The sequence below is a fragment of the Hyphomonas atlantica corrig. genome (genome assembly GCF_017795365.1).
Taxonomy (GTDB): Bacteria; Pseudomonadota; Alphaproteobacteria; order Caulobacterales; family Hyphomonadaceae; genus Hyphomonas; species Hyphomonas atlantica.
Map to the genome: position 1 here is coordinate 1,395,284 of NZ_CP051254.1, position 26,868 is coordinate 1,422,151.

Here is a 26,868-nt window from a genome sequence, read left to right on the forward strand (position 1 = left end):
TGTACGATTTTATCTGTATCCCTACCGGCCCTCACGCCGCCAGGCCAGCAGCAACAGGCCGATCAGGAACGCCGCCGCGATCAGCCCCGGAAGCAGCGGCTGGCTGCTGGAAGACCGAACGGCGTAAGCGCCGCGTTCTCTCAGGCCAAGCCAGTTGCCGCCCGCCGAATTTCCCCGCGCGCCGGTTCGGCGAATGTCCGGCAGATTCGTGCCGCTCTCGTTCAGGCGAAACACGCCGCCGCCGGTTGCATCCGCCATCGGCGCCAGCACTTCGGTCGTGGACTGAAGATCGGCATATTCCTTCGGGTTCGCCGGTCCGTTCAGCGCGACAGCTTCCAACCCGCCCGCCTCGGCGCGGTAAAGCCCCAGCTGGTCAATCGGCGCCTCGGCCACGAATTGCCCCGGTGCCTGCTGACGCCATTGCGGCTCAAGGAAACTGCCCTCCGGCGTCTCGACCAGAAGCGGCGGCGCGGTATCCAGTAAGGTGCGCAGCTCCACGCGCGCTGTATCGCCCTCCGCAACGAGGCTCAGCTTGCGCTCTTCCAGTTCGGGCTCTTTCATCATCCAGTGCACGATGCGCCGGATCAGTTCGGCAAACGGACCGCCCCCATCATGCCCGCGCGCCCACAGCCAGATCTGGTCCGTCATCAGCATACCGACCCGGCCATCGCCCACGCGGTCAACGATTAGCACCGGCTTTCCGCGCGGTCCGTTCATCAGCACATCTCCGGCCTGCGCCTCGGCATCGATATAGCGCATCCAGCCGCCCCATTCGCGGTCATCCAGAGGCATCGTCACCGCATGCCGCTTGCCCGGTTCGGTCAGTTCCGGCGTGTATTCGCCGGTATAGATATCCCCTGTCGGCGTGGCCGGAAGCACAGAGGCGAGCGGCGATCGGGCAAGACTTCCCGGCCCGGCAAATGGCTCGCCCGCCGCAATCAGCAGCGCGCCACCATCCGTCACGTATCTGGCCATGTTTGCGAGGTAGGACTGGGTGATCACGCCGCGCCGCTCATATTGGTCGAAGATAATGAGGTCGAACTCTTCCAGCTTGTCTTCGAACAATTCCTCTGTCGGGAATGCGATCAGGGCAAGCTCTTCCGTCGGCGTATAATCCAGCTTGTAGGGCGGGCGGAGAATCGTGAAGTGGACGAGATCTACCGACGGGTCGGATTTGAGCAGGTCACGCCACACGCGCCCGGCCTGGTTCGGCTTGCCGGTCACCAGGAGAACTCGCAACCGGTCGCGGACGCCAGAAAGTGTCGCTGCCGTGCGATTGTTCGCAAGCGTCAATTCTTCGCGTCCCGGCGGGGTTTCCACGACAATGACGTTTTCGCCGCGCCGCTCGATTTCCATCGGCACGGTCGTGTCTTCGCCCGGCGTCACATCCATCCGGCGCGGGGTTCCGCCATTGATGGACAGCTCGATCTGGACCGGGCGTCCCTCCGGCATGCCGGGATCGTCGACGCGGATAACCAGTTCTGCCATTTCGCCGACAATGCCGAAATCCGGAGCATCCACAATGGACACGCGCCGGTCGCCCCGGTTTGGATCGCCTACGATCAGGCCATGCAATGGGCCGATATGCCGTTCATCCGAGTCCGGATCCGGCAAATCATGAATCTGACCATCCGTGATCAGGATGGCCCCGGCAATGCGATCACGCGGAACATCGGCCATGAGACCTTCCAGCGCGCCGTAGAGATTGGTGCCATCGGCGCCTGGATCACTTTCCATCAAGCGTACTTCGAGGCTCAGGTCCGCCTCAAGTTCAGCGGTCAGCGCCGCATAGGCTGCGGTGGCTGCTGTCTCGCGCGCGCCAAATTCCATGCTTTCGGACCGGTCGAGGATCACCGCGGCAACTGAGGGAAGGGGTTCTCTTTCCTCTTTTACCAGCGACGGGTTCGAGAGGGCCGCGGCCACCAGGGTCAGGGCCAGTCCGCGGGTCAGCCATGCGCGGCCTCGCAAGATGGCATAGGCAATCCAGGCGAGCGCCGCGATGGCAACAATCGCCCATAGGATTGGCCAGCCAAGGAAGGGCTCGAAGCCGAGACGGGTCGCATCAATCATCACGGGCCCCCATCCAGAATGCGGCTGGGTAATTCAACGGGCTCGTCATCAGGTTCTTCACCATCCCCCAGCCGTTCCAGCAAGGCGGGTATGTGAACCTGATCATCCTTGTAGCTGCCGGTCAGGACATACATGACGAGGTTCACGCCAAAGCGGCGGGACATTTCCCTTTGCTCTGCGCCGCCGTCTACGGAGTAAAGATCGCGCCCCTGCGCATCGACCGCCCATGCGGATGCCCAGTCAGCATCTCCGATGATCAGCCGTGAAACGCCGTCGCCGCGCGGAGCGCTTGCGTCACCGGCCTGCTCGATCCAGAGGCTGCGCTGGGCATACCGGCCGGGAAAGTCGTTCAGCAAGTAGAAGCTGCGAGTCAGGACATGATTCTCGCCCACTGTTTGCAGGGGCGGCGCATCAAGGCCTTCGAGCAAGGTTTCAAGTCTGCTGACATCGGTCTGTGAACCGATGGTCCCGCCCGCGCGGGTGTCGATCACTAGAGCGCCCCCGGAGCGGAGATAGGTGTTGAGATTTGCAATTGCTGTTTCTGACAGGGGGGGCATGGACTCCGGTACGTTGAAGTAGATCAGCGGGTAGAGTTCAAGCGAATCCGTTTCCAGATTCACACCATGTGGGTCGGCGGGCTCAACCGAGGTACGCATCCGCAATATGCTGGTCAGACCGGACAGCCCGGCTTCGGTTCGACGGTTCAGGTTACCATCAGGGGTCTCGACAAAGGCCAGCCGCATTTCCAGCGCCGCGTCGATTTCCTTCTGCGTTGAATTGCCTGTAGACGGCAGACGAATGACGTCCGGACTCGTATCAACACGGCGATATGTTCCATCGGGCAGCAGCTCGTACTGGTAGGGCTGGGCCACGGCGTCCGGGCCGGGCAGGGCGACCATCGCTCCTCCGATCAGGATGCAGGCGGTCGCGGCGCTCCGTCCGAACCGGCGGAGTCGTCCAGCAACGAACAGGGCGATGAACAGGTCAAGTGCCAGCAATAATGCCGCCAGAGTCAGCAGCGGTCCGGCCAGTCGCAGCGAGCGCGCCTCTGCATCGCCGAGCAGGCGCGCCGATAGCGGCCATTCGGCAATCAGTCTTGGGCGCTGCCCTGCGCCAGCATTCAGTGCGCGGGTTCCGGCAGGCCCCCGATAAAGACCGGGCGGGTGGGATTCCGACAATACCGTCTCCGCAAAATCGACGGCTTTTAATGGCGCAGCATTCGGTCCGGCAGCGGACAAGCGGCCATACCCGTCCAGGGTCAGGTATGGCGTGTACGCGCCTTCCGCGTCGCCCACCGCTTCGCCGCGCCCAGCGGCAATGGACCGGCGCAGCATCTGCGAGAAGGTGCCGGAATAGGCAAGGTCTGCCCAGTCCGGCCCAGCGGTGGTGTGAAACAGGATCAGCGTGCCATTGCCGCGCGTGTCGGCGGTGACAAGCGGCGAGCCATCTGCGAGTCGCGCCCAGGTCTTGGATGCAAGTTCCGGTCCCGGACGGGCGAGAACCTGTTGTTTGATGCGCACATCGTCCGGCACGGAAAGGCCGGCAAAGGGAGAGGCTTCAGGAAAAGACGCCATGGCCTGGGGCTCGTCCCAGGCGAGCGCGCCGCCGAGCGCGCGCGATGACCTGCGCAGCGCTACTGGCAAGAGGTCATCTCCCTGCGCGGCGAGCCGCGGACCGGCAAAGCGGATCAGTGCGCCGCCGTCTTCCACCCATGTATTCAGCAGTTCGGCATCCTGCGGCAGAATCTGGCCGACATCACTCATGATGATCGCATCGGGGGAGGCGGCGACGAGGTTTTCGATGCTGCCTTCGGATATGGTCGCGAAGGGCTCCAGCGCCTTGCGGATATAATGCATGTCGGACAGCAGCGGTTGCGCAGACGCGCCCGCATCGACCAGACCAACCCTGCGGGAGCGGTCCGCCGAATCCCAGAGCCAGACCGTGCCCGCGCCCTGTTGCCCGGTGACATTGAACCGGGCCACCCGCGCCAGCGCCGCAGCAGGGATCGTGAACTCTGCGACGGCTTCGCTCTGCTCATCGGCAAAGTCCAGGGGAGCGGTGGCAAGGGCCGAGCCGTCAATGGTCAGGGCAGAAACATAGCCCGTTGTTACGCCGCGGGCGTCTGCGCGCCTCGCTGTAACAGAGACCGAATCTGTCTGGGACCGGATGCTGGAAATCACGACGGGCCCAGTCGGCGCAGCAGCGTAGACGGTCAGCGGCGCAATGCTGGAGAGCTCCTGCGCGAAGCGCTGTCCGTTGCGTCCTTCCAGACCATCGCTGGCCCAGAAGATGCGGTCGGGCGTAAAGGTGGAATCGCGCAGTCGTGCCAATGCATCAGCGCGGTCTGGTGCCCAGGCCTGCGGACGCAGGGAAGCGAGGCGTTTGGCCATGTCCGCGCGAGAAATACGTTCGGCCGGGTCGGGATTGAATTGCTGCGGCGCGGTCAGCAACAGGTGAACCGGCGCGTCGCGGTTTCCGCTGTCCAGCGTGGCGGTTGCGGCATTGATCAGGTCCGGCCAACGCGGCGCAGAAGACCAGCCATTGTCCACGACAATGAGAAGGCTTCCGGTGCCCTCTGCCGTTTCCGTCTGTGCGCCCGGTGCATAGACAGGCTGCGATAGTCCAAGGATCGCAGCGGCGACTGCCAGTGTGCGGATCAGCCAGACCCACCAAGGCGAGCGCGCGGGGGTTTCTTCCTGCGGTTCGATCCCGTCCAGCAATTGCATCGACGGCAATTCGGCATGGCGCGGGGCAGGTGGCGTCGCGCGCAGGATCCACCAGATCAGCGGCAGCGCGGCGAGCGCGGCAAGCGCCCAGGGCGCACCGAGCAGGAATGGGCCGAGCGCCGTCATGATTTCGCTCCGAAGGTTTCGATCTGTGCTTTCAGGCGCGCGGCACCCTCCAGCGAGGATTGCCCGACAGTATGCGTCACCAGTCTCCAGCCGAATTGGGTGGCCATTTTCCTCAGTCCGTCGCGCTGTTCGGAGAAGCGGCGCAAATAGGTGTCTCGCATGGTTTCGGCGCGGCCCAGTATGCGGTCGATGCCCGTGCCCGGCCGGCTCAGTTTCGTGCGGCCCTCAAAGGGAAAGTCCTCTTCGATCGGCGCGGACACGGCCAGCAGAACGCCTTCCGGGCATTTGGCCGCCAGCGGCGCAAGCCTTGCCTGCCATTCCGTAAGCGGAGCGTAGAAGTCTGACGCCAGCACCAGCGTCGCGGCGGAGCGTGGGGGAGAAGGGAATTGCCCATTCGTGCCACGCTCGAGATCTTCGGCAAGTCGCGCAACGGCCTTCTTGCCAAAACTGGCAGACCGGCCTGCGCCCAGCATGCCGATCCGCTCGCCATCCTTTGACATCAGAATGCCCAGTGCCAGCATCAGAAGCTGTGCTTCCTCGGCCTTGGTCCGCAGGTCGCCTTCGCCCTTCCAGCGAAAGCCCGCCGCATCATCGCACCAGAACAGCACCGTGCGCGCGGTTTCCAATTCTGTTTCGCGTACGAACAATTCATTGCCCTTGGCCGAGCGGCGCCAGTCGACCCGGTCTGCGGCGTCTTCCTGTGCGTAGCGGCGATATTGCCAGAAATGCTCGCCGGTGCCCGGCCGCCTGCGCCCGGCCGAGCCGATATGCGCAGCCTCGCTTGCCTCGGCCTTGAAGTTCAAGCCGGGCAATTGCCGGGCAAGGCTCTCGGCTTCTGAGCGAAGGTCGGCGGAGCTATTCATGCGGTTACCGCTTTTCCGCACGCAATAGCGTTCGCAGAAAGTGTTTGCATCGGCGTGCCGGTGGCTTCGGCTTCAGCAAGTGCGACATTGGCCGCGTCCGAATAGGCGTGCATGAGTACGGATGTGCGCTGAGCAAGTTCGTCTTTGTCTATCGTATCGTCTCGCAACAATTCGTTCTGACTGGTTATCACGGCTTTTCGTAGTTCTGTGCTGTCTTTATCGGCGGCATCCTGAAGCATCGCGATTGCTGCCATATGTGTGATCAGGCAGGAATCGAAATTTGTAGATGCAGCCGATGGGGCTTGCTGCGAACAGGCCATAAGGCACGCAGCCATGAGGGCGAGGCTGGATACGTGTTGAAGTTCGCGGGCAGGTGTCATTCCGGGAGCGCTAGCCAACCTTCCGGGCAAGGTCATTGATCAGATCGGTCAGGCTGGGCGCTTCGCCCGTCGGGTCATAGCGCATCGCCATACGGTGGCCGAGGCAGGGTTCGGCCAGCGCCTCGACATCCTCGATGCTGGGTGCAAGACGGCCGCGCAGCAGCGCGCGGCTCCGCGCTGCCAGCATCAGGGCCTGGCCCGCGCGTGGGGATGGGCCCCAGTCGACAAGCCGCTTCACGCGCTCGTCGCTCGTCTGTTCCGGTCGGGCATCCCGCACCAGCGCCAGGATCGTCGACACGATCTTCTCGCCTACCGGCATCCGCCGAACGAGGCTTTGCAGCGCGATCAACCGCTCGGCATCGAGTGCCGGGCGGACGATATTGTCCTCGCCCGTTGTGGTTTCGATCAGGATGCGGCGCTCCGTATCGAGATCCGGATATTGGACATCAATCTTCAACAGGAACCGGTCAAGCTGCGCTTCGGGCAGGGGATAGGTGCCTTCCTGCTCAATCGGGTTCTGCGTCGCCAGCACATGGAAGGGCGCCGGCAAATCATGGCGCACACCGGCGACGGTCACATGACGCTCCTGCATGGCCTGCAAAAGCGCAGACTGGGTGCGCGGGCTGGCGCGATTGATTTCGTCGGCCATCAGCAGCTGGGTGAAGATCGGCCCTTTGAGAAAGCGGAACGTGCGCTGCCCGCTCGGGCTCTCGTCCAGCACTTCAGAGCCGATGATGTCTGACGGCATCAAGTCGGGCGTGAACTGGATGCGCTGATTGGCCAGGCCCAGCGCCGTGCCCATCGCTTCCACAAGGCGTGTCTTGGCCAGGCCCGGCGCGCCGATCAGCAGGGCATGCCCCCCGGCCAGAACGGCGGCGAGCGACAATTCCACCACGCGGTCCTGCCCGAATACTGCCTTCGCAATTTCGGCCTTTACCTGCGCCAGCGTCTCTGCGGCGGCTTCGGCTTCGGCCACGATTGCATCACTTACCTGTTCAGTATCGGCCATCAAAAGGGCGCCTCCGGCTTTTCGTCCTGAATAAACAAACCTATGTCTAAGGCCGGATCATGGCGGAGCAAAATGTGAATTCCAGTGCCACAACCACAATCAGTCTCGAAGAGACGCTTAAAGCGATCCTTCCCGATGGCAAGGTAGAGGGCAAGCTGCCCCCCGTCCATTTGTGGAATCCGGACCGCACGGCAGACATCGACATGGAAATCCGCGCCGATGGCAGCTGGTGGCATGAGGGCGGCCGTATCAATCGCGAAAAGCTGGTGAAGCTGTTTTCCCGCATCCTGAGAAAGGACCCGGACGGCAAGACCTGGCTCGTCACGCCCTACGAAAAAGTGATCGTCCATGTCGAAGACGCGCCGTTTACCGCTGTGCGGGTCGAACGGGCAGGGGAGCCCGGACCGCAACAGACGCTGGCCTTCGTGACCAATCTGGGCGATGTGACCCTGGCAGGGCCGGATGCGCCGCTGCGGATTGAAACCGACCCGGAAACCGGAGAGCCTTCGCCCTATGTCCTCGTGCGCGGACAGCTTGAAGCCAAACTCACGCGACCGGTCTTCTACGAACTCGCCGAACTGGCAGAGCCCGCGCCGGATGGCAGCGATACCTTCGGCGTGTGGAGTCAGGGCAGCTTCTTTCCACTTGGATCAGCAGGCTGACGCGGCATGAGCTGGAACGGGCTCGACGATTTCCTGACGCGCGTCAGTGACCGACTGGACCCGCCGCGCGGGGAAGCGCAGCTCACCGAATATGGCGATATGGAGTTCCTGACGCCTGAGGATCTGGGCCTCATCCGGCCTGCGGCTGTGCTGATCGGGGTGATCCCGCGCAAATCCGGCCCGACCGCCTTGCTGACCCTGCGTCCGGATACAATGGCTACGCATGCCGGTCAGGTGGCCTTTCCGGGCGGCAAGATCGATCCGATCGATGTGGATGAGGTCGCTGCGGCGCTGCGCGAAGCCGAGGAAGAGGTGGGTGTGCGCCCGTCAGATGTGGACGTGCTCGGCCGCGGCGCGCCCTATGTCACCGGGACGCGCTTTCGTATCACGCCGGTTGTGGGCCTGCTGCCATCCGACTTCGAGCCGACACCAGACCCGACAGAAGTGGCAGACGTGTTTGAAACACCGCTCGATTTCCTGATGAACATTGCCAATCATCAGGTTGGCAGAGCGGTTTATCGGGGCAAGGAACGCCAGTTCTACGAGATGCCGCATGGCGGGTTTCGCATCTGGGGCGTGACGGCAGGAATCATCCGCAAGCTCTACCATACCGTCTATGATGATTGATCGGTGCGGCATTTAGGGTTTTGCTCGGTCCGGCAACGCCTTATCTAGAATAAACAAACCGGAGGGCAGTCTACATTGGCCGGACGCATCGTCTTTGAGCTTTTCATCTTTTCGATCCCGTTCATCGTGTTCGGGCTCTATCTGCTGGCAACGTCCAATGCCCAGCAGGAGGGCAAGCGGAAATGGCCGATTAATATCCTGTTCCTGTGCGGTATCGGTTTGGCGACGGTTGCGTGGTTCGTGCTGATCCTGCTGGAGCCCAAGGAGCGCGACATCTGCCATGAGCCTGCACGGCTGGAGAATGGCAAACTGATTCCTGCGCGCGATTACCCTTGCGAACACGACGTGCGGAATGTCGGCATTCCGCTGGAGCGCGATGGCGTGAGATCTGCGCGCGGGGCAACCGGTCCCGGAACCGAGATCCATGATGCCGGGGAAATCCGCGCGACGGCCCCGAACACCGAAGATGCGACGCGCCCCGACGAGGAGCCGACCATTATCGCGCCGGATCCGGACGCCGAGACGCCGGATATTGTGCGGCCGGATGATGACGCAAACTGAGCGCCTGTCTGCGGAATGGCTGGACTGGCCGGGCACGCGCGCGGTCATGGCGGCGCTGGAAGCGGCGAAACCGGGCGGCTCTCGCTTTGTGGGTGGATGCGTCCGCAATCAGCTGCGCGGCGCGAAAGTTGACGACATCGACATCGCCACACAGCTGGAACCGGGCGCGACAAAGGCTGCACTGGAAGCAGCAGGGATTCGCGCCATCCCGACGGGGATCGAACACGGCACCATTACCGCGATACATCACGGGCGCCCCTTCGAGATCACCAGCCTGCGCCGGGATGTCGAGACCGATGGCCGCCGTGCGGTGGTCGCCTTCACACAGGACTGGGCCGAGGATGCCGAGCGCCGCGACTTCCGGCTGAATGCGATCTATGCCAGCCCCGATGGCCAGCTTCATGAAGTCGTGCCGGGCTCGATTGCCGACGCCATCAAGGGCCGCGTGATCTTCATTGGTGATGCCGACCAGCGCCTGCGTGAAGACTATCTGCGCATCTTGCGCTTCTTCCGCTTCAATGCCTGGTATGGGGCCGGGATGGATGCAGACGGCCTCGCGGCCTGTGAGCGCCAGAAAGAGGGCCTCACGAGAATTGCGGCCGAACGGATCTGGAAAGAGCTGAAGCGTTTGATGGAAGCGCCGGGCCCGTCAGAGGCCCTGCTCGCAATGGATGAGACCGGCATTCTGGACATTGTATTGCCGGGCGCGACAGCGTCTGAAATGCCATCACTCGTCGCGGTAGAGCAGGGGGCCAGGCTGGAGCCTGATCCGTTGCAGCGGCTGATGGCGATGACGCCCCGCCGCGTGCGTGATGTGCGACAGATGACGACCCATCTCAGGCTGTCAAATGCAGAGGCGGACCGGCTCACCGCGTGGGCGGACCCGGCACTGGCTCATGTCCTCGGCGCAGATGCGCAGGCGCTTCGGCAGATGTTCTACCGGCATGGGCCAGAGGCGGTGGAAGATCGCGCCTTGATCGAAGCTGCGCAGCTGTCGCAGGGCGAGGCGTTTCAGGCGGTGCGCCGGGCTGCTGCTGGCTGGACCCGGCCGGAGTTTCCAATCGGCGGCGATGATGCGCTGGCGGCAGGCCTGAAAGGGCCCGAGATTGGTGCGTGCTTGCGGGCGCTGGAGGCGGACTGGGTCGCCTCTGACTTCACCCTGACGCGGGGCGAATTGCTGGCGCACCTCAGTTCGCGAACAGGATGAAGCCGTTCAGATAGCCCGCAAAGCTGATCCAGATGAGATACGGGATCTGCAGCAGCGCGGCGAGCGGCGCAAATCTCCAGAAATCCTGCATCATGGCGACAATCAACAGCCAGAGCGCCACGAGTATTCCGAGCGCCAGCGGCAGATCATTCAAGCCGAAGAATGCAAAGCTCCAGGCGGCATTGAACACAAGCATCGCATAGTACAGCCCAAGTGGGCTGACAGCGCGTTCAAACGAGCCCGCCCGATCCAGCACGATCAAGGCGCCAGCTGCCATCAGGATGAACAGGACCGGCCAAACCAGTCCGAAAACGATATCAGGTGGCGTCAGGAAGGGCTTGTTGAGCGCGTTGTACCAGGGGTCTGAACTTCCCCCCGAAATCACTGCTCCTGCTGCGGCGGTTGTTGCCGTCGCTAGCAGGAGCAGTATCCCTGCCCCCCAGGGAAAGGCTTTCGCGTTCGGGACCATTGACCATGATCATACTCCGAAACGAAGCGCCCGTCATTTCCAAGACGTTAATCGGCGCGGCAATGCCTTGATCCTGATCAGGTTTTCACACCGCTGCCCAAAAAGCGGACGCGCTGGCCGGATTTAGTCGTCTTCCCGATCCAGTATGTCGCCCGGTTTGCAGTCCAGAACGGCGCAGATCTTGTCCAGGGTTTCAAACCGGACTCCCTTCACATGGCCCTGTCGCAGTTGCGACAGGTTCTGCTCTGAAATGCCAATCTCTGCAGCAAGCTCCTTGGACTTCATCTTGCGCAGGGCGAGCATCACATCGAGGCGGACAATGATGGCCATCAGATGAATTGCTCGTTTTCCTGGGCGATGTCCGTCGCCTGAGTGAGAACCTGTCCGATCACCATGATAATGGCCCCAATCATGAGCAGGATTAGCTCCTTGGAATTGATGGCAATGGTCAGGGCGCGTTTGTCCTCGCCATTGTCATGAGTGATGGCCAGAACCATCAGTGTCGGCAGGACGAGCTGGATGGCAGCGAAAACGAACACCATGATCCCCAGGAACCGCACAGCGCGTACTGCAGCGGGTGCGAAAACGACGCCTTTCTGGAACACGCCGAACACGCGCGCGGCGCCCAGCGCGATCAGCGCCAGGCTGAAATAGCCGACTGCGGACAAGGACTGCAACATCAGCTTCTTGCCGGAGGTGTAGGTCACATCATCGCGCACCTCCGGCTGAAGTCCGGCCCAGATCGCATCCGTCATGGCGGCGGTAATGTCTGCGGCGAAATAGGTGACCACGATCATCGCGACGACAGCGAGAGACAGCCATTTCAGGATCCTGCAGGCCATGCGTGTGCGATCAGGCAACAAGTTGCGAGGGCTCATATTTCATCCTTGCCAATCAATAATTCATGTTTTACGTGAATTTCTTCTTGAGGAAAGGTATCTCGATGTTTGTTTCCACTGCAAGGGTTTTGCTCATAACGGGCCTTATTGGCCTGATCCCGGCCTGTATGAGCGTGCCGGTTACCAGCCTGCCCAGACTGGCGGCGATGGACCCTGTATCGATGGACGCCAACCAGATCGAGGTTGCCGTTCGCGCGCCGGATGATTTCGGTCTGCCAGAAGATGGCGCCACGCTGGTGCTGACGGTTTGGCAGGAAGAAGGAGATGAGACGCGCGAGGAATTGTTTCACCTGCAGCCCGTCCCCGGCAGCCCGACAGAATTCCTGGCACAGCGCGCCAAGGCAGGGTTCTCTATTCACCGGATGCGCGTCGACCCCAAGGATGCCCCGCGCATGGATGAGTTTCGTGCCCACATGCTCAGCCTGAAGGAAACGCCCGGCCAGAAAAGCCTGTCGGTCAGCGTCACCACGCGCCCTTGCCTGAAGCCGGGCGCAAACCCGTTCAAGGATCCCCGCATCGCCATTTATCTGCGACCGACGCAGGAAGAAGACTACTTTACGCTTGTGAAGGAACGCAGCGTCCCCATCGAATTGCCCGGCGGCGACGCCCGCTATTGCGAGACGGGCTGACGCGCTAAGGCCATTTTACGACAGGTGGCATGGAGGAGAGGATGCTCGTCACATTGCCGCCAGTCTTGAGGCCGAAGGTCGTGCCGCGATCATAGAGCAGATTGAACTCCACATAGCGGCCGCGCTGGATCAGCTGTTCTTCGCGCTGTGCCTCGCTCCACGTCTCGTTCATGCGGCGCGCCACCAGTCGCGGGTAGATGTCCGCGAATTGTGAGCCGACCTGTTGTGTGAAGGCGAAATCAGCGTCCCAGTCGCCCGAATTGAAGCGGTCGTAGAAAATACCACCCGTGCCGCGCGGTTCATCGCGATGCGGCAGGTGGAAATAGGTGTCGCAGGTTTCTTTCATCTGCGCGTAATCGGCGGCCTCGTGCGTGTCGCAGGCTGCCCTCATGGCGGCGTGGAAGTCGACACTGTCTTCGAAGGCCTGATCGCGCTGGTAGTCGAGTAGGGGATTGAGGTCTCCGCCGCCCCCGAACCAGGACTGGCTGGTCACCAGCATGCGCGTATTCATGTGCGCAGCGGGCACTTTCGGATTGCGCGGATGAGCGATGAGGGAGATTCCGGACGCCCAGAAGCGGCCATCCGATTGGTCCGCACCGGGGATCTGCGCTGCAAACGCTTCGGAGAAGGTGCCATAGACTTCAGAAAAGTGGACGCCGACCTTCTCGAACACTTTCCCGCGCATCAGGCCCATACGGCCCCCGCCAAGATCTTCGCTGCCATCGCCGCGTTTCCACTCGGTCAGCTCAAACCGGCCGGGTGCGCCGGAATAGAGCGGGCGGTCTGCGGCGTCTTCGAGCGCTTCGAATCGGGCACAAATATCGGCCTGCAAGGATCTGAACCACTCGCGGGCGCGGGATTTCTGGGTGTCGAGATTGCCGTCTGTCATGGTGCGACACATGGCGCGAGGCGTGCGACTCTTGCAAGCGCCCTGTTGTCACAGGCTTAAAGTCAGGATAACGCGCAGACATTAGAAGTTTATGGGGAGGCAACCGCGCCCACTTGCCGCAATGTGCAATGGGGCAGGCTCCTGTATTACGGGCCCAAATTTCTGCCTTCGCAAGGGACGGGATAAGCGTGACTGATACACCCTCACACGACCACGGCGAGACGATCGATGATGATCGCCGCAATTTCATTCATATCGCCACGGGTGCAGCAGCCTTTGGTGGTGCTGCCATGTTTGCCTGGGCCGCTGTAGACCAGTGGAACCCGGCTGCGGACACCAAGGCGGCTTCGGCACTGGATGTCGACGTCTCCAAGATCCCGCTGGGCGGCGAGATTCGCGTTCTGATCGGCGGCAAGCCGTTCTTCGTGCGTCACCGTACGGCGGCTGAGATCGCTGCTGCGGACTCCGTGAATGTCGCAACGCTGCGTGACCCGCAGACGGATGACGAGCGCCTGCGCCCCAAGGGCGATGGATCGCTGAACCCGGCCATTCTGGTCACGTCCGGCTCCTGTACGCACCTCGGCTGTGTCCCGGTCGGTCCTGCGCAGGGCAACACAGGTGATTTCGGTGGCTGGTACTGCCCATGCCACGGCTCGCACTACGATACGTCTGGCCGCATCCGCAAAGGCCCGGCCCCTACAAACCTCCCGGTTCCGGACTACAAATATGTGTCCGATTCCGTGATCAATATTTCGCTTTAAGGGAAGGATACCGCAGATGAGTGGACACGAATCCTCCTACACGCCGACCAACGCCTTCACGAAATGGCTTGATACGCGTCTGCCGATTGTCCGGTTTGCCCAGGACACGGCCATCAATTTCCCGACGCCGAAGAATTTGAACTACTGGTACACGTTTGGCGGCATCCTCGCCGTCTGTCTCGTCGTCCAGATCGTTACCGGCATCATTCTGGCCATGCACTACGAGGCCAGCGTCGATGGCGCATTCGCCTCGGTCGAGCGCATCATGCGCGACGTGCCTTATGGCTGGCTGCTGCGTTACATCCACGCAAACGGCGCCTCCATGTTCTTCCTGGCGGTCTATCTGCACATGTTCCGCGGGCTCTATTACGGCTCGTACAAGGCGCCGCGCGAGGTCCTGTGGATTCTCGGCTGTGTGATCTACCTGCTGATGATGGCGACCGCGTTCCTTGGCTACATGCTGCCTTGGGGCCAGATGTCCTATCACGGTGCCAACGTGATCACCTCGCTGTTCGGCGCGATCCCGCTGGTGGGTGAAAGCCTCCAGACATGGATCCTTGGCGGACCGTCCATCGGTAACCAGACGCTACAGCGCTTCTTCTCGCTGCACTATCTGCTGCCCTTCATGATCGCTGGCGCAGTCATCCTGCACGTCTGGGCGCTTCACGTGCCTGGCAACAACAACCCGACCGGCGTTGAAGTACAGGATGTTGCGAAAGACACTGTGCCGTTCCACCCGTACTACACGGTGAAGGACGCCTTCGCGATCGTGATCTTCCTGATCATGTTTGCTGTCTTCGTCTTCTACGCCCCGAACGTTCTGGGCCATGCTGACAACTATATCGAAGCCAACCCGCTGGTGACGCCTGCGCACATCGTGCCGGAATGGTACCTGCTGCCATTCTACGCCATCCTGCGCGCCATCACCTTCGACCTCGGCCCGATCCCGGCCAAGCTGCTCGGCGTGATCTTCATGTTTGCGGCCATCGCGGTCCTGTTCATCCTGCCTTGGCTCGACACGTCGAAAGTGAAGTCCATGCGCTACCGCCCGGTGGCCAAGCAGTTCTTCTTCGGCTTTGTCGCCGTCTGCCTGCTGCTCGGCTGGTGTGGCGCGGCCAACCCGGATGATCCGGTGATCCCGGCGCTGCAGGGCGATCCGAAACTGGTGGTCAGCTACACGGCTGATGGCCAGGAAGCGACCAGCGAATACAAGGGCGGCGGCGAAGCCTATGTCGACGCGAAACGGTTCATGGAAAGCCTTCCGGCCAACTCGAACCCGTCATTGGCAGCTGTGCCGGCACCGACATTCATGTTCCGCCACTTCTCGCTGATCCTGACCTTCTGCTATTTCGGCTTCTTCTTCCTTCTGTTCTTCCTCGGCCTGACCGAGAAGCCGAAGGAACTGCCGGAATCCATCCATAAATCCGTGCTGAAACGCGAAAAAGCGTCGGCGTCGGCCGTACCGGCTGAATAGGGAGCTTTGGGGATAATCATGAAAGCGTTCCGCATTCTCACCGCCGGTCTTGCCGGCCTCATGATCGCCGCATCAGCTCACGCTGCCGGTGGTGCCGCTCACCCGCACGCTCCGGAAGAGGGCTGGCCCTTTGAAGGCGTAACCGGTCAGTTCGACCAGGCGTCTCTCCAGCGCGGGTATCAGGTCTATCAGGAAGTCTGCTCGTCCTGTCACTCGATGAAGCTGCTCAGCTATCGCAACCTCGGCGATCCGGGTGGCCCGTTCTACGACCCGGACTATCCGAACCCGAACGACAACCCGTTTGTGAAGGCGCTTGCCGCGCAGAACGAAATCCTCAGCCCGACCCCGAACGAGGCCGGTGACTATGATTTCCGCCCGGCAACGCCAGCTGACCGGTTCCGCAGCCCGTATCCGAACGACAATGCGGCCCGCGCAGCCAATGGCGGCGCCGTTCCGCCGGATCTGTCCGTCATCACGAAAGCCCGCCACGGCGGCGCGTCCTATGTCTACAGCCTGCTGGCTGGATATCCGGACGACGAAGTCTTCAAGGAGCGCGTGGTCACCGAGGCGACCGACGACGCCCCGGCGGAAGTCCAGACCGTGATCGATACGTCCAAGCTGCACATTGGCCACGGCGATGATCATCACTATGAAGGCTACCTGATCCAGAATGTCGGCCAGTACTACAACCCGTACATGCCGGGCGACACGGTGCCACAATTCGAAGGCGACCCACGCCACGCGCCTCCGGGCGGCTTCCTGGCCATGCCACCACAGCTGGTTCCGGGCCGCGTCGAGTATAGCGACGGCACCGAAGCCACGATCGAACAGATGTCCTATGACGTTGCGCAATTCCTGGCTTGGGCCGGTGAGCCAAAGCAAGGCAACCGCCGGTCGCTGGGCCTCGCCGTGATGGTCTATCTTGGCATTCTCGCGATCCTGCTCTGGTTCTCCTACAAGCGTATCTGGCGCAACGTAGAGCACTAGGCGCGGACCAGCCATTGACTGAATTGATAGCCATCCGCAGGGCAAGCTCGGCGGATGGCTTTCTCGTTGAGGGCCTGACTCGCCAGATCTGGACCGGGCGCGTCTCAGAGGAATCGACGGTCTTCCGCGAAACTCCTCGATCTGTCGCCGCCCAGCTTGAAAAGGGCGGCGGCGCGATCCTGCTGGATGGCGAGACAGCGATCGGGTCCGGGCGCTGGGTGCCGGTTCCGGGGCCAGCCGGGCAGGGCCTCTGGATGGAAGTGAAGCGGATCGGCGTGCTGAGCGCCTATCGCGGGCGCGGCTTTGGAGAGCGTATCCTGTTCGCCCTGGAAGAGGCCGGGCGCGACGCTGGCGTGCTTGGCGCCCAGTTGGCAGTGCGTCACGATCAGGTGAGGCTTGTCGACTTCTATGCAGAGCTTGGCTACGTGCTGGCAGATGATGTGGAACTGACCACGCCCAACCCGCGCTCTCCGCCTCCCATTGGCATGCGCAAGGAATTCAGGACGAACATATGAGCAAATGGACCCTCGGCATTATCGGCGGCTCCGGCCTGTACGAGATTGATGGTCTGGAAGACCGCCGCGAGGAACAGGTCGAGACGGCCTGGGGCAAGCCATCTGACGCGCTGGTACGTGGCCGGATAGGGGAGGTGGAGCTGGTCTTCCTGCCGCGTCATGGCAAGGGCCACCGAATCACGCCGACAGACGTGCCTTACCGCGCCAACATCGCGGCGCTGAAGGCGGCAGGCGTGACCGACATCCTGTCCATCTCCGCCTGTGGCAGCCTGCAGGAAGTCTACGCCCCCGGCGAGTTCGTGGCCGCTGACCAGTTCATTGACCGCACCTTTGCGCGCGACAAGACCTTTTTCGGGGCCGGTATGGTGGCCCATGTCTCGATGGCAGAGCCGGTTTGTCCGCGCCTCTCGGGTCTCGCAGCCGACGCGGCTGAGGCGGTGGGCGCAAAGATGCATCGTGGCGGCACCTATCTGGCGATGGAAGGCCCGCAATTCTCCTCACTGGCCGAATCGAAGCTCTATCGCCAATGGGGCTGCGATGTGATCGGCATGACCGCCATGCCGGAGGCAAAGCTCGCCCGCGAGGCGGAGCTGCCCTATGCCATCCTGTGCATGGTGACTGATTATGATTGCTGGCGCGCAGAGACCGAGGCGGTCTCAGTAACCAATGTGCTGGAAATCATGGGCCAGAACAGCGCATTGGCGCGCAAGGCCGTGGTCGAACTGGCTGAGCGCCTGTCCGGCACAGAGCGTACACCTGATCCGAACGGAACGGACACCTGCCTGGACTATGCGCTCATCACCGCGCCATTGGCGCGCGATCCGGAAATGCTGGACAGGCTTCAGGTGATTGCCGGGCGCGCTCTCAACGGCTAAGGTTTACCAACACTTAACCGAATGCCATGCGGGGAGGCATGGTAAACGGCGAACGCGTTAGGGGACCTCAGAATGAGCGAAGCGCAATTCTACACTTTCTTCACCGGCGGGCTCTGCCTGCTGATCGCGGCGGCCTTGCTGATCGCCTGGCAGCTCTGGCGGATCCGGGATGAGGAGCGCGACGGCGCGATCTCTGCGCTCGATGGCGTCAGCCACGAAATGCGCATCAACCTTCAGCGCATGGTCAATGAGGTTGCCCAGATCGTCGACACGCAGGAAGCCGGGCCGGATGTGCTGCTTCCGGTTCAGCACCCACAGCTGGACGGTGTGAACGCATCCCTGATCAAGACCAACCGCAATGCCATCGCCGTGATCGGCGCGACATATCAGGAGCTTGAAGCGCGCAAGATGGCCCTGCGCGCAGCGCTTGCGCAGAAACGCGACCTCGGGGCGACATTGGACGACGCGATGGACGCAACCATCAACGGCATTGCGACACTCTACATGTGGGAAGAACATGCCGGCGTCCGTCCGTCCGAGGCCGGCACCGTGCGCAGCTGGCACGTGCGGGACTGGATGAAGAAGCACGGCTTTGCCGCATCCTCTTTCCCCGGCATGCATCTGCGCGATGAAGTGGTCGAGCGCCTGCGCCAGTATGGCCTGCACCTGACACCACGTCCGCTGACCCATACAGCCCACGAATATTACAGCATGCGATATGACCGCAAGGCAGACCCGCGGGCACCGTTCTGGAAGCGCAAGCCGATGACTGAGGAAGTCATGGCTATCGAGACCGCCGACGAGGCAGCAGACTTTGCCAACGGATCCTATGATGACGGCTTTGAAGATGATGTTGTGTACACATCAGATACTGAAGACATGAACGCGCCAGACGAGCTCGATGCGATGGATGGCGACACGACGGCGGATGAAGACGATTATTCGGACGACGAAACCGACACCGGTCGCCTGCCAAACTAATCGCCATCAGCGTTTGCCCATTCAGCGTTTGCCCATTCAGCGTTTGAACGTGCCCATGATGCCGCGAAGCACGTAGCGGACAATCTCGCGGCTTGCTGTACGGGCGGCCTGGTTGCCAGCCTTTTCCAGAGAGCTCATGCGGCGCGAGCTGCGGCGCGTGGTCTTCTTTTTCTTCTTCTCCAGCGCTGCTTGGGCCTTGGCTTCCTTTTTCGCCAATTCCTCGGCTTCCTTGGCGGCTTTGGCTTCACGGGCTTCCAGCACTTCATAGGCGGACTCGCGGTCAATCGCCTTTTCGTACTTGCCAGCAACGGGGCTCGCATTCTGAACGTTCTTGCGTTCGGATTCCGTTGCCGGGCCCAAACGGGAAGCGGGGGGACGAATGACCGTCCACTGCACAATGCTTGGCGCGCCCTTGGCGTCCAGCGTTGAGACGAGCGCCTCGCCGACGCCCAGCTGTGTGATCACTTCCTCCGTGTCGAAATTCTCATTCTCGCGGAAGGATTGCGCCGCGGCGCGTACGCCTTTGCGCTCGGCCGGTGTGTAGGCACGCAGGGCGTGCTGCAGGCGGTTACCCAGCTGCGCCAGAACGCTTTCGGGCAGGTCGCGCGGGTTCTGCGTCACGAAGTAGACCCCGACGCCTTTGGACCGGATCAGGCGTACGACTTGCTCGATCTTCTGCATCAGCGCCGCCGGGGCATCATCGAACAGGAGATGGGCCTCATCGAAAAAGAAGACGAGGCGTGGCTTGTCCGGGTCGCCCACTTCGGGAAGCTGCTCGAAGAGTTCAGACAACAACCACAGCAGGAAGGTGGAATAGAGCTTGGGGCTGTTGATCAGGCGCGTCGCGTCCAGCACGTTCACGATGCCGCGTCCGTCTGTGTTCGTCCGCATCATGTCGGACAGCTCCAGCGCAGGCTCGCCAAAGAAGAAGTCTGCGCCTTCACGTTCCATCACCAGCAAATTTCGCTGGACCGCGCCGAGCGAGGCGGAGGCGACATTGCCGTATTCCTTGCTCAGTTCGTCGCGTACTTCCTTGTCGCTCATATGGATCAACAATTTGCGCAGATCCTTCAGATCCAGCAGCAGCAGGCCGTTGTCGTCGGCATACTCAAAGGCGATGTTCAGCACGCCTTCCTGCGCTTCGGTCAGATCCATCAGGCGTGACAGGAGCAGGGGCCCCATTTCGGAAATCGTGGTGCGGATCGGATGGCCATTCTCTCCGAACACATCCCAGAACACGGTCGGGGCTGCGGAATAATCATAGGCGCCCAAGCCGATCTTGTTGGCGCGCTCCACGAATTTCTCGTGCAGCTTGTGATCCTCGCTACCGGGCATGCAGATGCCGGAAAGATCGCCTTTCACATCAGCGCAGAAGACCGGCACGCCGGCATCGGAAAAGCCCTGGGCGAGGTTTTGCAGAGTGACGGTTTTACCGGTGCCGGTCGCGCCCGCGATTAATCCGTGGCGGTTTGCAATCTTCAGGAGCAGGTTCTGCGCGACATCTGGCTGGCCTGTGCCGTCTGCGTCAGCGCCGCCGATAAAGATGGAGTTCATGATCCCGTCCCCTTCAATCCAAACCGTGTGCGACGCTAGAGATTTCAACAGATTCGGCAAGGGTTGAGGCGCAGACCCTTGACGGATGGGCAGGCTCTCATCACCGTGCCGGGAAGCTGGCCGGGGGAGAGCATGGATCGGGCAACCAAGACAGGCATCTGGATCATCGCGACGGGCGTGATCATCACCTTCCTGCATCTGGGGCGCAGCATTCTTGCGCCGTTTGCCCTGGCCGTATTCCTGTTTCTGATCATCGAAGGCTTTGCGACGATGATCGACAATTTTTCACGAACGCTGAAGATCGGGCATGCGCGTTTCTTCGCAATCCTGTTCGTGCTGGGCGGGTTTTTCGGGTTCATGGCCTTGCTGGCCAATGGCATTGCGGAGTTCGGCCGTGAGGCGGGCGACTATGAAACACGGATCAATGATCTGATCGCAGACGCCTATGAAGTGGTGCACATGTCGGGCGCGCCAACATTGCAGGAATTACTGTTCAACGAGACGGGTCAACGCTTCTTCGCCATTATCGCGAATGAGACCGGGGATCTGTCAGGCGATCTCGTGCTGATCCTGATTTATGTGGCTTTCCTGTTCCTGGCGCAGTCGAGCTGGACCCGGAAACTCGACAATATCTTCCCCGGCTTTGAGCAGCGTGCGCAGGTGCGCCAGATCGGCGACGATGCGAGGCGCAGCATTGAAACCTATCTCTGGACCCAGACCGTGATTTCCGCGCTCATTACGGCGCTGACCTATTTCTCGTTGCTGGCGCTGGGTGTGAAGAATGCACTTTTCCTGTCGGCGCTGATCTTCGTGCTCAACTACATCCCGACCGTGGGCTCAATTGTCGCTGCGCTGGTGCCGCCCCTGTTTGCCATCGTGCAGCCGGAAATTCCGCCCTGGGTGCCCGGTGCGACGCCGCAGGACACCTATATCTACGCTGCGATCGTGTTTGCGATCGTCAGCTTCTGGCAGTTCTCGATCGGCAATTTCGTTCAGCCTCGCATGATGGGTGAATCGCTGAATCTGTCGGCGCTCATCGTGTTGCTATCCCTGGCAATCTGGGGCGCCATATGGGGCATACCGGGCATGTTCCTGTCGGCACCGCTAACGGTTCTGATGATGATTTTCTTCGCTCAGTCCAGCAATACGCGATGGATCGCGATCCTGCTGTCAGCCGATGGCGACCCTCAGGGAAAAGGGGGTACCCCAAACACTAACCAAGATGCATAGGGAGCTGTTCACACCTATGGTGAAAAACGATAATCTATGCCAAATGGGGGCAACTTTGTAATTGTTATGTCAGCGCAAAACCAATACTCAATAATTGGTAATGTCGATCGCTGCTGACCGCATCTTGTAAATGGCATTGCCCTTGCAAAATTAACGAGATCAGGCCCTCCGCGTGCGTCCCCCCACCCAGCCTGCGGAATCGGCCTGTAGGACCCGCCGGACACGTCCCCGTTCGGCGGGTCCGATTTATTCTGGACCCAGTAAAATCAACCGCCACCTTCAACCTGTGACGCAGGGGAAATTCATTTGCGGCAATGAGTTGTGCCGGGATGCGGCGCGGTCTAGATGGGAAGCTCGGTTAAGCTATTTCGCGAGCAATCCACATGACAGAAATTCCTGCCTCATCTGAGCCAATCGAGCAGGTATTTGACCAAATTCACCGTGAATCGGGGCATGAAGATTTAACGGGCCTGACGCAGGAGGATTTAAAATCCCTCGCGCGTCGGCACTGGGATTGGGCCGTGGAGGTTGCCGCTGGCGATCAGGATGTGCGGGTCCTGCTGGAAGCTGAGGGCGCTGAGGGCAATTCGCTGTCTCGCACCATTCTGGAGACGGTCAGCCCTGACATGCCCTTCCTGGTGGACTCCGTCCTCGGCGAATGCGGCGCGCAGGGCTTTGAGGTTGCTGCGCTGTTTCACCCGATTGTGAAGCTGCAGGACGGTGGCAGCATATCGATCATTCAGGTCCACTTGCCGATCCTGACGCATCTGGAGGCGGAGCGCCTCAAGCGGGGGGTGCGGGAAGCGCTGGCCCATAATGCGGTCGCTGTGGCCGATTTCGAGCCAATGCGCGCACGTATGCAGCAAGAGATCGCCCGGCTGGAAGGTGTGAGCCATCTGAAGGACATGGACCGCGATGAGGCGGTGGCCTTCCTGAAATGGTTGTCGCGGGAGCATTTCGTTTTTCTCGGCTGTCGCGAATACGATTTCGAGACTGATGCCGAGGGGCACGTGCTGCCGGAAGAGCCCATAATGGTCGAAGGGTCGAATCTCGGCGTCCTGCGCGATGAGGAGCTGAACGTCCTGTCGCGTGAGGCCGAGCCTCTGATTCTGACGCCAGAGATTGGTGCGCACCTGTCGGAGCCCTATCCGATCCTTGTCGCGAAATCGACGCTGGTCAGCCTCGTCCACCGTCGGGTTGCGTGCGACTATGTGGGCGTCAAGAAATATGACGCTGAAGGTCGCGTGAACGGTGAAGTGCGCTTCCTGGGCCTGTTCACGGCGGAAGCCTATGACGAGACCGCGCGGTCCATTCCGTTGATCCGTCGTCGTATTGCCGCCATTCTGGAGGCTGCCGGGGCGACGCCGGGCGGGCATACGGAGAAGGCGCTTACCAATCTACTGGAAACCTGGCCGCGGGATGAGTTGTTCCAGACTTCCTCGAAGATCCTGCATCCGATCATCGTCGGCGCGCTGCACCTGATTGGCCGTCCGCGCACGCGACTGTTCGTCCGGCAGGACCAGTTCGACCGCTTTGTCACGGCCATCGTCTACGTGCCACGTGAAGCCTATGACACCACAATGCGCCAGCGTATCACCCAAGAACTGGTGACGGCGTACAAGGGACGGGTCACGCGTTTCCGACCTTACTTCGATTCCGAGACGCTTGTGCGGGTTCATTTTGAAATCTGGTTGGATCAGGGCCATCCGTTGCCGGATCTTGCGGCATTGGAAAAACGTATCGTTGAGATCGCGCGGACATGGGAGCAGGGGTTCCGCTCGGCGCTTGTGCAATCTGACCTCGAACGTGCCCATCAGGAGAATGCGCGGGCGTTCATTGGCGCGTTCAACGCAGCCTATCGCGAGGCATTCGGCCCGGATGAGGCCATGCGCGATGTTGCCGCAATGGCAAATCTATCGGCCGCGCACCCGATCCTCGCGCGAGCCTATCGAATGGAGCGGGACCGCGCAGACAAGATCCGTGTCAAGATTTATTCTCGCAATGGGTCCATTCCGCTATCAGCCTGTGTGCCGATCTTCGAGAAAATGGGATTCTTCGTCGATTTTGAAACAGGCTTCCCGGTGCGCCCGACGGAGCGCCCTGCGGAGGATGCGCCGGAAACCTACTGGGTGCACGACGTGGTCATGTGCACGTCCAATGGGGCCTATATCGATCTGAACGACATCCGGACCACACTGGAAGATACATTTGTGGCGGTTTGGAGCGGGCGCGCCGAAAATGATGGATTCAACAAGCTGGTCCTCTGCGCCGGGGCGAGTTGGCGTGACGCGGCCCTGATCCGTGCGCTTGCCGGCTATCGCCGCCAGAGTGGTATGGAACAGCCTCAATATGTTCAGGAGACGGCGCTTTCCACATATCCGGGCATTGCGCGGCAATTGCTGGATTTGTTCGCGACACGGTTCGATCCTGCGCGGGAGATGTCACTCGCAGAACGTTCTCACGCTGCGGAGAAAGTGCGCGAGGAAATCGAAATGTCGCTGCGCGACGTCTCCGCGCTGGCAGACGATCAGGTGCTACGCCGTCTGGCCGATCTGATCCTCGCGGTGCAACGCACGAATTTCTATCAGACAAACAGTGAGGGTGAGCCGTATAGCTTTGTCAGCCTGAAGATCGCCAGCCGCGAGCTGGAGGATTTGCCGGAACCGAAGCCGTTCCGGGAAATCTATATGTCCAGCCCGCAGGTCGAAGGCGTGCATTTGCGCTTCGGCGCTGTGGCGCGGGGCGGCTTGCGCTGGTCGGATCGTGCCTCGGACTATCGCACGGAAGTGCTTGGCCTTGTGAAGGCCCAACAGGTGAAGAATGCGGTGATCGTTCCGGTTGGGTCCAAGGGTGGTTTCCTGCCGAAGCAATTGCCGGATCGTTCAGACCGAAATGCCTGGTTTGAAGCCGGCCGTGATGCCTATAAGGAGTTCATCCGCGCGCTTCTGGGGATCACGGATAATCTGGTGGAAGGGGAGGTGTCACACCCCGCTGATACGATCGTCTGGGACGGGGAGGATCCGTATCTTGTTGTCGCGGCCGACAAGGGCACGGCAACCTTCTCGGATACGGCAAATGCCATCAGTGAAGAAATGGGGCATTGGCTGGACGACGCTTTTGCGTCCGGCGGCTCTGCGGGCTACGACCACAAGAAAATGGGAATTACCGCGCGGGGCGGCTGGGAAGCCGTCAAGCGCCATTTCCGCGAGCTGGGTACGGATATTCAAGCCGAACCTTTCACCGTGATCGGCGTGGGCGATATGAGCGGGGATGTATTCGGGAATGGCATGCTGCTGTCTCCGGAAATCCGTCTCGTCGCCGCATTCAACCACATGCACATCTTTATCGATCCGGACCCGGTTGATGCCGGCAAGAATTTGGCCGAACGCCAGCGCTTGTTCGACAAGCCCCAGTCCAGCTGGGCAGACTATAACAAGGGCATCCTGTCCGAAGGCGGCGGCATATTTGACCGGTCCGCAAAGTCCATCACGCTGAATGACCAGATCAAGGCGCTGACTGGCCTGTCCAAGGATGCGGTCACGCCCGATGAACTGATCCACGCCTTGCTGAAGGCCCCGGCTGACCTGCTCTGGTTCGGCGGCATCGGCACCTATGTGAAGGCCGCGCATGAGAGCCACGCAATGGCGGGCGACCGGGCGAATGATGCAATCCGTGTGAATGCGGATGAGCTGAAAGTGAAAGTTATCGGGGAAGGGGCCAATCTCGGCGTCACCCAGGCTGGCAGGATCGAGTTCGCCCTGCGCGGCGGGCATATCAACACCGATGCGATCGACAATTCTGCGGGCGTCGATTCGTCAGACCATGAGGTCAACATCAAGATCCTGGCGGCCGAAGCCATTCGCGAAGGCGATCTGCAGGCCGACAAGCGCAACGAGTTGCTCGCCGACATGACCGATGAGGTTGCGGCACTTGTCCTGCGCCACAACTACACCCAGACCTTCGCCCTGACACTGGCGGAAGCCACCGCGAAGGAAGACCATGACGCGCTGGAGCGCCTGATGGAGTATCTGGAGAACCGGGGCGTGCTGAACCGGGCGCTGGAAACCCTGCCGGAAACCGGCGAGATGAAGGTGCGCGCTGAACGCGGCCAGCCACTTACTCGGCCAGAGCTGGCCGTTCTGCTGGCCTGGTCGAAGATCACGCTGTTCGATGATATTGTGGCCTCTGATATCCCGGACGATCCTTATTTCAATGATCTTTTGACGAACTATTTCCCGAGCCCGATCAACACCTACACGAAGGCGATGACCAATCACCGGCTGAAGCGGGAGATCATCGCGACCGTCATCGCCAATCGCATGCTGGACATGGCAGGGCCGGTGGCGCTGCTGCGCTTGCGGGAAGTGACGGGCGGTGACAATGCGCAGGTTGCGCGCGGGCTGGAAGCGGCGCGGGCCGTGCTGAATTTTGACGGTTTCCAGCGCGAGGTCGACCAGCTCGACAATATCGTGCCGGCCGAAGTGCAGACCGATCTGCGCCTGCATGCAGCGAGTGCGATGGTCGATGCTGCACTCTGGTTTATCGAGACCCATCCGGACCTTCGCGTGGGCGAAGCGGTGCAGCGCACCGAGGCACCGCTGAACGAGTTCAAGGCGGCGCTCAGCCATATCCATTCGCCATTCCCGGCGGCGCGGATCGAACGCGAAGCGCGGGGCCTGATGAAGCGGGGCGTGTCAGAGGAATTGTCGCGCTGGGCGTCAGCGATGGGGCAGTTTGCGCAGGGCCTGCTCGTGGTAGACCTTGCCGGAAAAATGCAGGTCGAAGTGCCAGAGGCCGGCAAGGCATTTTACATGGTTGGCGACCAGCTTCGCATCGATCGCCTGCGGGCGATGGCACGGGACAATCTGTTGCATGCGGATTATTGGGACCGTGTCGCCGGGCGTCGCCTGCTGAACGAACTGGTTCGCATGCAGGCGGATGCAACCGAGAAGGCGCTGTCTGAAAACGGCGCGCAGGCCTGGCTGGATGAGCGGGACGGGGCGCGCCGCGCCCTGCTGGAGGAGTTGCACACGCTGGGCAAGGATCGCAACTGGGCGTTCGCGCGGTTCGTGCTAGCGGTCGATGCGCTGCGCCAGTTCATGCGCCACTAGGTCTCGCACGGAAATCCGGACAGGGAGAGTTCCCTTCCGGTTCTTCGGGGTGAGTGGTCCTTGCGGATGGGAGTCGACGCCTCAGGCAGGGACAAAACAGGAGGGTGGATAGGAGAGTAGACCTCTGCGCAGTGGGCCGCCTTCCATCCGCTGGCCAAAACGACGTCACCGTCCCGGCCGGACCGCCGCGCCCCTATGGCTAGGGCGCGACAAGACCAAGACTACATGACCGCCCGCTCAGATGAATTCGATCATGAAAAAGG

Annotated in this window: 23 protein-coding genes; 13 read left to right on the forward strand and 10 right to left on the reverse strand. The window is 61.3% G+C overall.

The genetic code is table 11. From position 1 onward, the window contains the following. Positions 1 to 21 precede the first annotated feature (21 nt). Genes HF931_RS06945 through HF931_RS06965 form a run of 5 tightly spaced genes read right to left on the reverse strand, consistent with a single transcriptional unit; the run spans position 22 to position 7,174 of the window. Complete coding sequence (locus HF931_RS06945) at positions 22 to 2,070, reverse strand: hypothetical protein (protein ID WP_273242674.1); 2,049 nt, start codon at positions 2,068 to 2,070, stop codon at positions 22 to 24. Continuing rightward, positions 2,070 to 4,922, reverse strand: a complete 2,853-nt coding sequence (locus tag HF931_RS06950; RefSeq protein WP_273242676.1) for a DUF4159 domain-containing protein — start codon at positions 4,920 to 4,922, stop codon at positions 2,070 to 2,072. Before HF931_RS06950 ends, HF931_RS06945 begins: the two co-directional genes overlap by 1 nt. Continuing rightward, positions 4,919 to 5,785 (reverse strand): DUF58 domain-containing protein, encoded by an 867-nt coding sequence (locus HF931_RS06955; RefSeq protein ID WP_273242678.1) that lies wholly within the window; start codon positions 5,783 to 5,785, stop codon positions 4,919 to 4,921. Before HF931_RS06955 ends, HF931_RS06950 begins: the two co-directional genes overlap by 4 nt. Further along, on the reverse strand, positions 5,782 to 6,165 hold the full coding sequence (locus tag HF931_RS06960; RefSeq protein WP_273242680.1) for a hypothetical protein: 384 nt from the start codon (positions 6,163 to 6,165) through the stop codon (positions 5,782 to 5,784). The genes HF931_RS06955 and HF931_RS06960 overlap by 4 nt, the downstream gene beginning before the upstream one ends. Before the next feature lie 10 nt (positions 6,166 to 6,175). Beyond that, positions 6,176 to 7,174 (reverse strand): AAA family ATPase, encoded by a 999-nt coding sequence (locus HF931_RS06965; RefSeq protein WP_273242682.1) that lies wholly within the window; start codon positions 7,172 to 7,174, stop codon positions 6,176 to 6,178. Positions 7,175 to 7,233: 59 nt separating this feature from the next. On the opposite strand from HF931_RS06965, the gene HF931_RS06970 reads away from it, so the two are divergent. The 4 genes from HF931_RS06970 to HF931_RS06985 all read left to right on the forward strand — a co-directional run bounded on the left by HF931_RS06970 (position 7,234) and on the right by HF931_RS06985 (position 10,231). After that, positions 7,234 to 7,836, forward strand: coding sequence for a DUF1285 domain-containing protein (locus HF931_RS06970; protein WP_273242683.1), 603 nt, complete (start codon positions 7,234 to 7,236; stop codon positions 7,834 to 7,836). A 6-nt stretch (positions 7,837 to 7,842) separates the two neighbouring features. After that, entirely contained in the window at positions 7,843 to 8,463 is a 621-nt protein-coding gene (locus HF931_RS06975) for a CoA pyrophosphatase (protein WP_273242685.1), read from the forward strand. Positions 8,464 to 8,538: 75 nt separating this feature from the next. Next, positions 8,539 to 9,024, forward strand: coding sequence for a DUF6111 family protein (locus tag HF931_RS06980; RefSeq protein ID WP_035547259.1), 486 nt, complete (start codon positions 8,539 to 8,541; stop codon positions 9,022 to 9,024). After that, entirely contained in the window at positions 9,008 to 10,231 is a 1,224-nt protein-coding gene (locus HF931_RS06985) for a CCA tRNA nucleotidyltransferase (protein WP_273242687.1), read from the forward strand. Before HF931_RS06980 ends, HF931_RS06985 begins: the two co-directional genes overlap by 17 nt. Here the strand turns inward: HF931_RS06985 and HF931_RS06990 are convergent. The 3 genes from HF931_RS06990 to HF931_RS07000 all read right to left on the reverse strand — a co-directional run bounded on the left by HF931_RS06990 (position 10,212) and on the right by HF931_RS07000 (position 11,578). Further along, positions 10,212 to 10,616, reverse strand: a complete 405-nt coding sequence (locus tag HF931_RS06990; RefSeq protein ID WP_273242689.1) for a TspO/MBR family protein — start codon at positions 10,614 to 10,616, stop codon at positions 10,212 to 10,214. The two genes, HF931_RS06985 and HF931_RS06990, sit on opposite strands and share 20 nt — an antisense overlap. A 207-nt stretch (positions 10,617 to 10,823) precedes the next feature. Then, positions 10,824 to 11,030 (reverse strand): helix-turn-helix domain-containing protein, encoded by a 207-nt coding sequence (locus HF931_RS06995; RefSeq protein ID WP_035547254.1) that lies wholly within the window; start codon positions 11,028 to 11,030, stop codon positions 10,824 to 10,826. Then, complete coding sequence (locus HF931_RS07000; RefSeq protein ID WP_273242691.1) at positions 11,030 to 11,578, reverse strand: DUF2975 domain-containing protein; 549 nt, start codon at positions 11,576 to 11,578, stop codon at positions 11,030 to 11,032. The genes HF931_RS06995 and HF931_RS07000 overlap by 1 nt, the downstream gene beginning before the upstream one ends. A 65-nt stretch (positions 11,579 to 11,643) precedes the next feature. Here HF931_RS07000 and HF931_RS07005 point away from each other — a divergent pair, with 65 nt between their 5' ends. Then, the gene (locus HF931_RS07005; RefSeq protein ID WP_273242693.1) at positions 11,644 to 12,228 is read left to right on the forward strand and encodes a hypothetical protein; all 585 of its coding nucleotides are present in this window, start codon (positions 11,644 to 11,646) and stop codon (positions 12,226 to 12,228) included. A 4-nt stretch (positions 12,229 to 12,232) separates the two neighbouring features. On the opposite strand, the gene hemF is transcribed toward HF931_RS07005, so the two are convergent. Then, the gene (hemF, locus tag HF931_RS07010; protein ID WP_273242695.1) at positions 12,233 to 13,117 is read right to left on the reverse strand and encodes an oxygen-dependent coproporphyrinogen oxidase; all 885 of its coding nucleotides are present in this window, start codon (positions 13,115 to 13,117) and stop codon (positions 12,233 to 12,235) included. 188 nt (positions 13,118 to 13,305) lie between these two features. Here hemF and petA point away from each other — a divergent pair, with 188 nt between their 5' ends. The 6 genes from petA to HF931_RS07040 all read left to right on the forward strand — a co-directional run bounded on the left by petA (position 13,306) and on the right by HF931_RS07040 (position 18,710). Then, positions 13,306 to 13,878 carry a ubiquinol-cytochrome c reductase iron-sulfur subunit gene (petA, locus tag HF931_RS07015; RefSeq protein ID WP_051602378.1) on the forward strand — a complete coding sequence of 191 codons (573 nt, stop codon included), beginning with the start codon at positions 13,306 to 13,308 and terminating at the stop codon, positions 13,876 to 13,878. Between the two features lie 16 nt (positions 13,879 to 13,894). Then, entirely contained in the window at positions 13,895 to 15,352 is a 1,458-nt protein-coding gene (locus HF931_RS07020; RefSeq protein WP_273242697.1) for a cytochrome b, read from the forward strand. Positions 15,353 to 15,370: 18 nt separating this feature from the next. After that, a complete protein-coding gene (locus tag HF931_RS07025) occupies positions 15,371 to 16,339 on the forward strand; it encodes a cytochrome c1 (protein ID WP_035547243.1) in 969 nt (322 codons plus the stop codon). 14 nt (positions 16,340 to 16,353) lie between these two features. Continuing rightward, on the forward strand, positions 16,354 to 16,854 hold the full coding sequence (locus HF931_RS07030; RefSeq protein ID WP_273242699.1) for a GNAT family N-acetyltransferase: 501 nt from the start codon (positions 16,354 to 16,356) through the stop codon (positions 16,852 to 16,854). After that, positions 16,851 to 17,729 (forward strand): S-methyl-5'-thioadenosine phosphorylase, encoded by an 879-nt coding sequence (locus tag HF931_RS07035; protein ID WP_273242701.1) that lies wholly within the window; start codon positions 16,851 to 16,853, stop codon positions 17,727 to 17,729. The genes HF931_RS07030 and HF931_RS07035 overlap by 4 nt, the downstream gene beginning before the upstream one ends. A 72-nt stretch (positions 17,730 to 17,801) precedes the next feature. Beyond that, a complete protein-coding gene (locus tag HF931_RS07040; protein WP_273242703.1) occupies positions 17,802 to 18,710 on the forward strand; it encodes a hypothetical protein in 909 nt (302 codons plus the stop codon). A 36-nt stretch (positions 18,711 to 18,746) separates the two neighbouring features. On the opposite strand, the gene HF931_RS07045 is transcribed toward HF931_RS07040, so the two are convergent. After that, on the reverse strand, positions 18,747 to 20,264 hold the full coding sequence (locus HF931_RS07045; protein ID WP_273242705.1) for a helicase HerA-like domain-containing protein: 1,518 nt from the start codon (positions 20,262 to 20,264) through the stop codon (positions 18,747 to 18,749). Positions 20,265 to 20,342: 78 nt separating this feature from the next. Here HF931_RS07045 and HF931_RS07050 point away from each other — a divergent pair, with 78 nt between their 5' ends. Further along, positions 20,343 to 21,494 carry an AI-2E family transporter gene (locus tag HF931_RS07050; protein WP_241764112.1) on the forward strand — a complete coding sequence of 384 codons (1,152 nt, stop codon included), beginning with the start codon at positions 20,343 to 20,345 and terminating at the stop codon, positions 21,492 to 21,494. Positions 21,495 to 21,877: 383 nt separating this feature from the next. Then, positions 21,878 to 26,605, forward strand: coding sequence for an NAD-glutamate dehydrogenase (locus HF931_RS07055; protein ID WP_273242707.1), 4,728 nt, complete (start codon positions 21,878 to 21,880; stop codon positions 26,603 to 26,605). Positions 26,606 to 26,868: the final 263 nt, after the last annotated feature.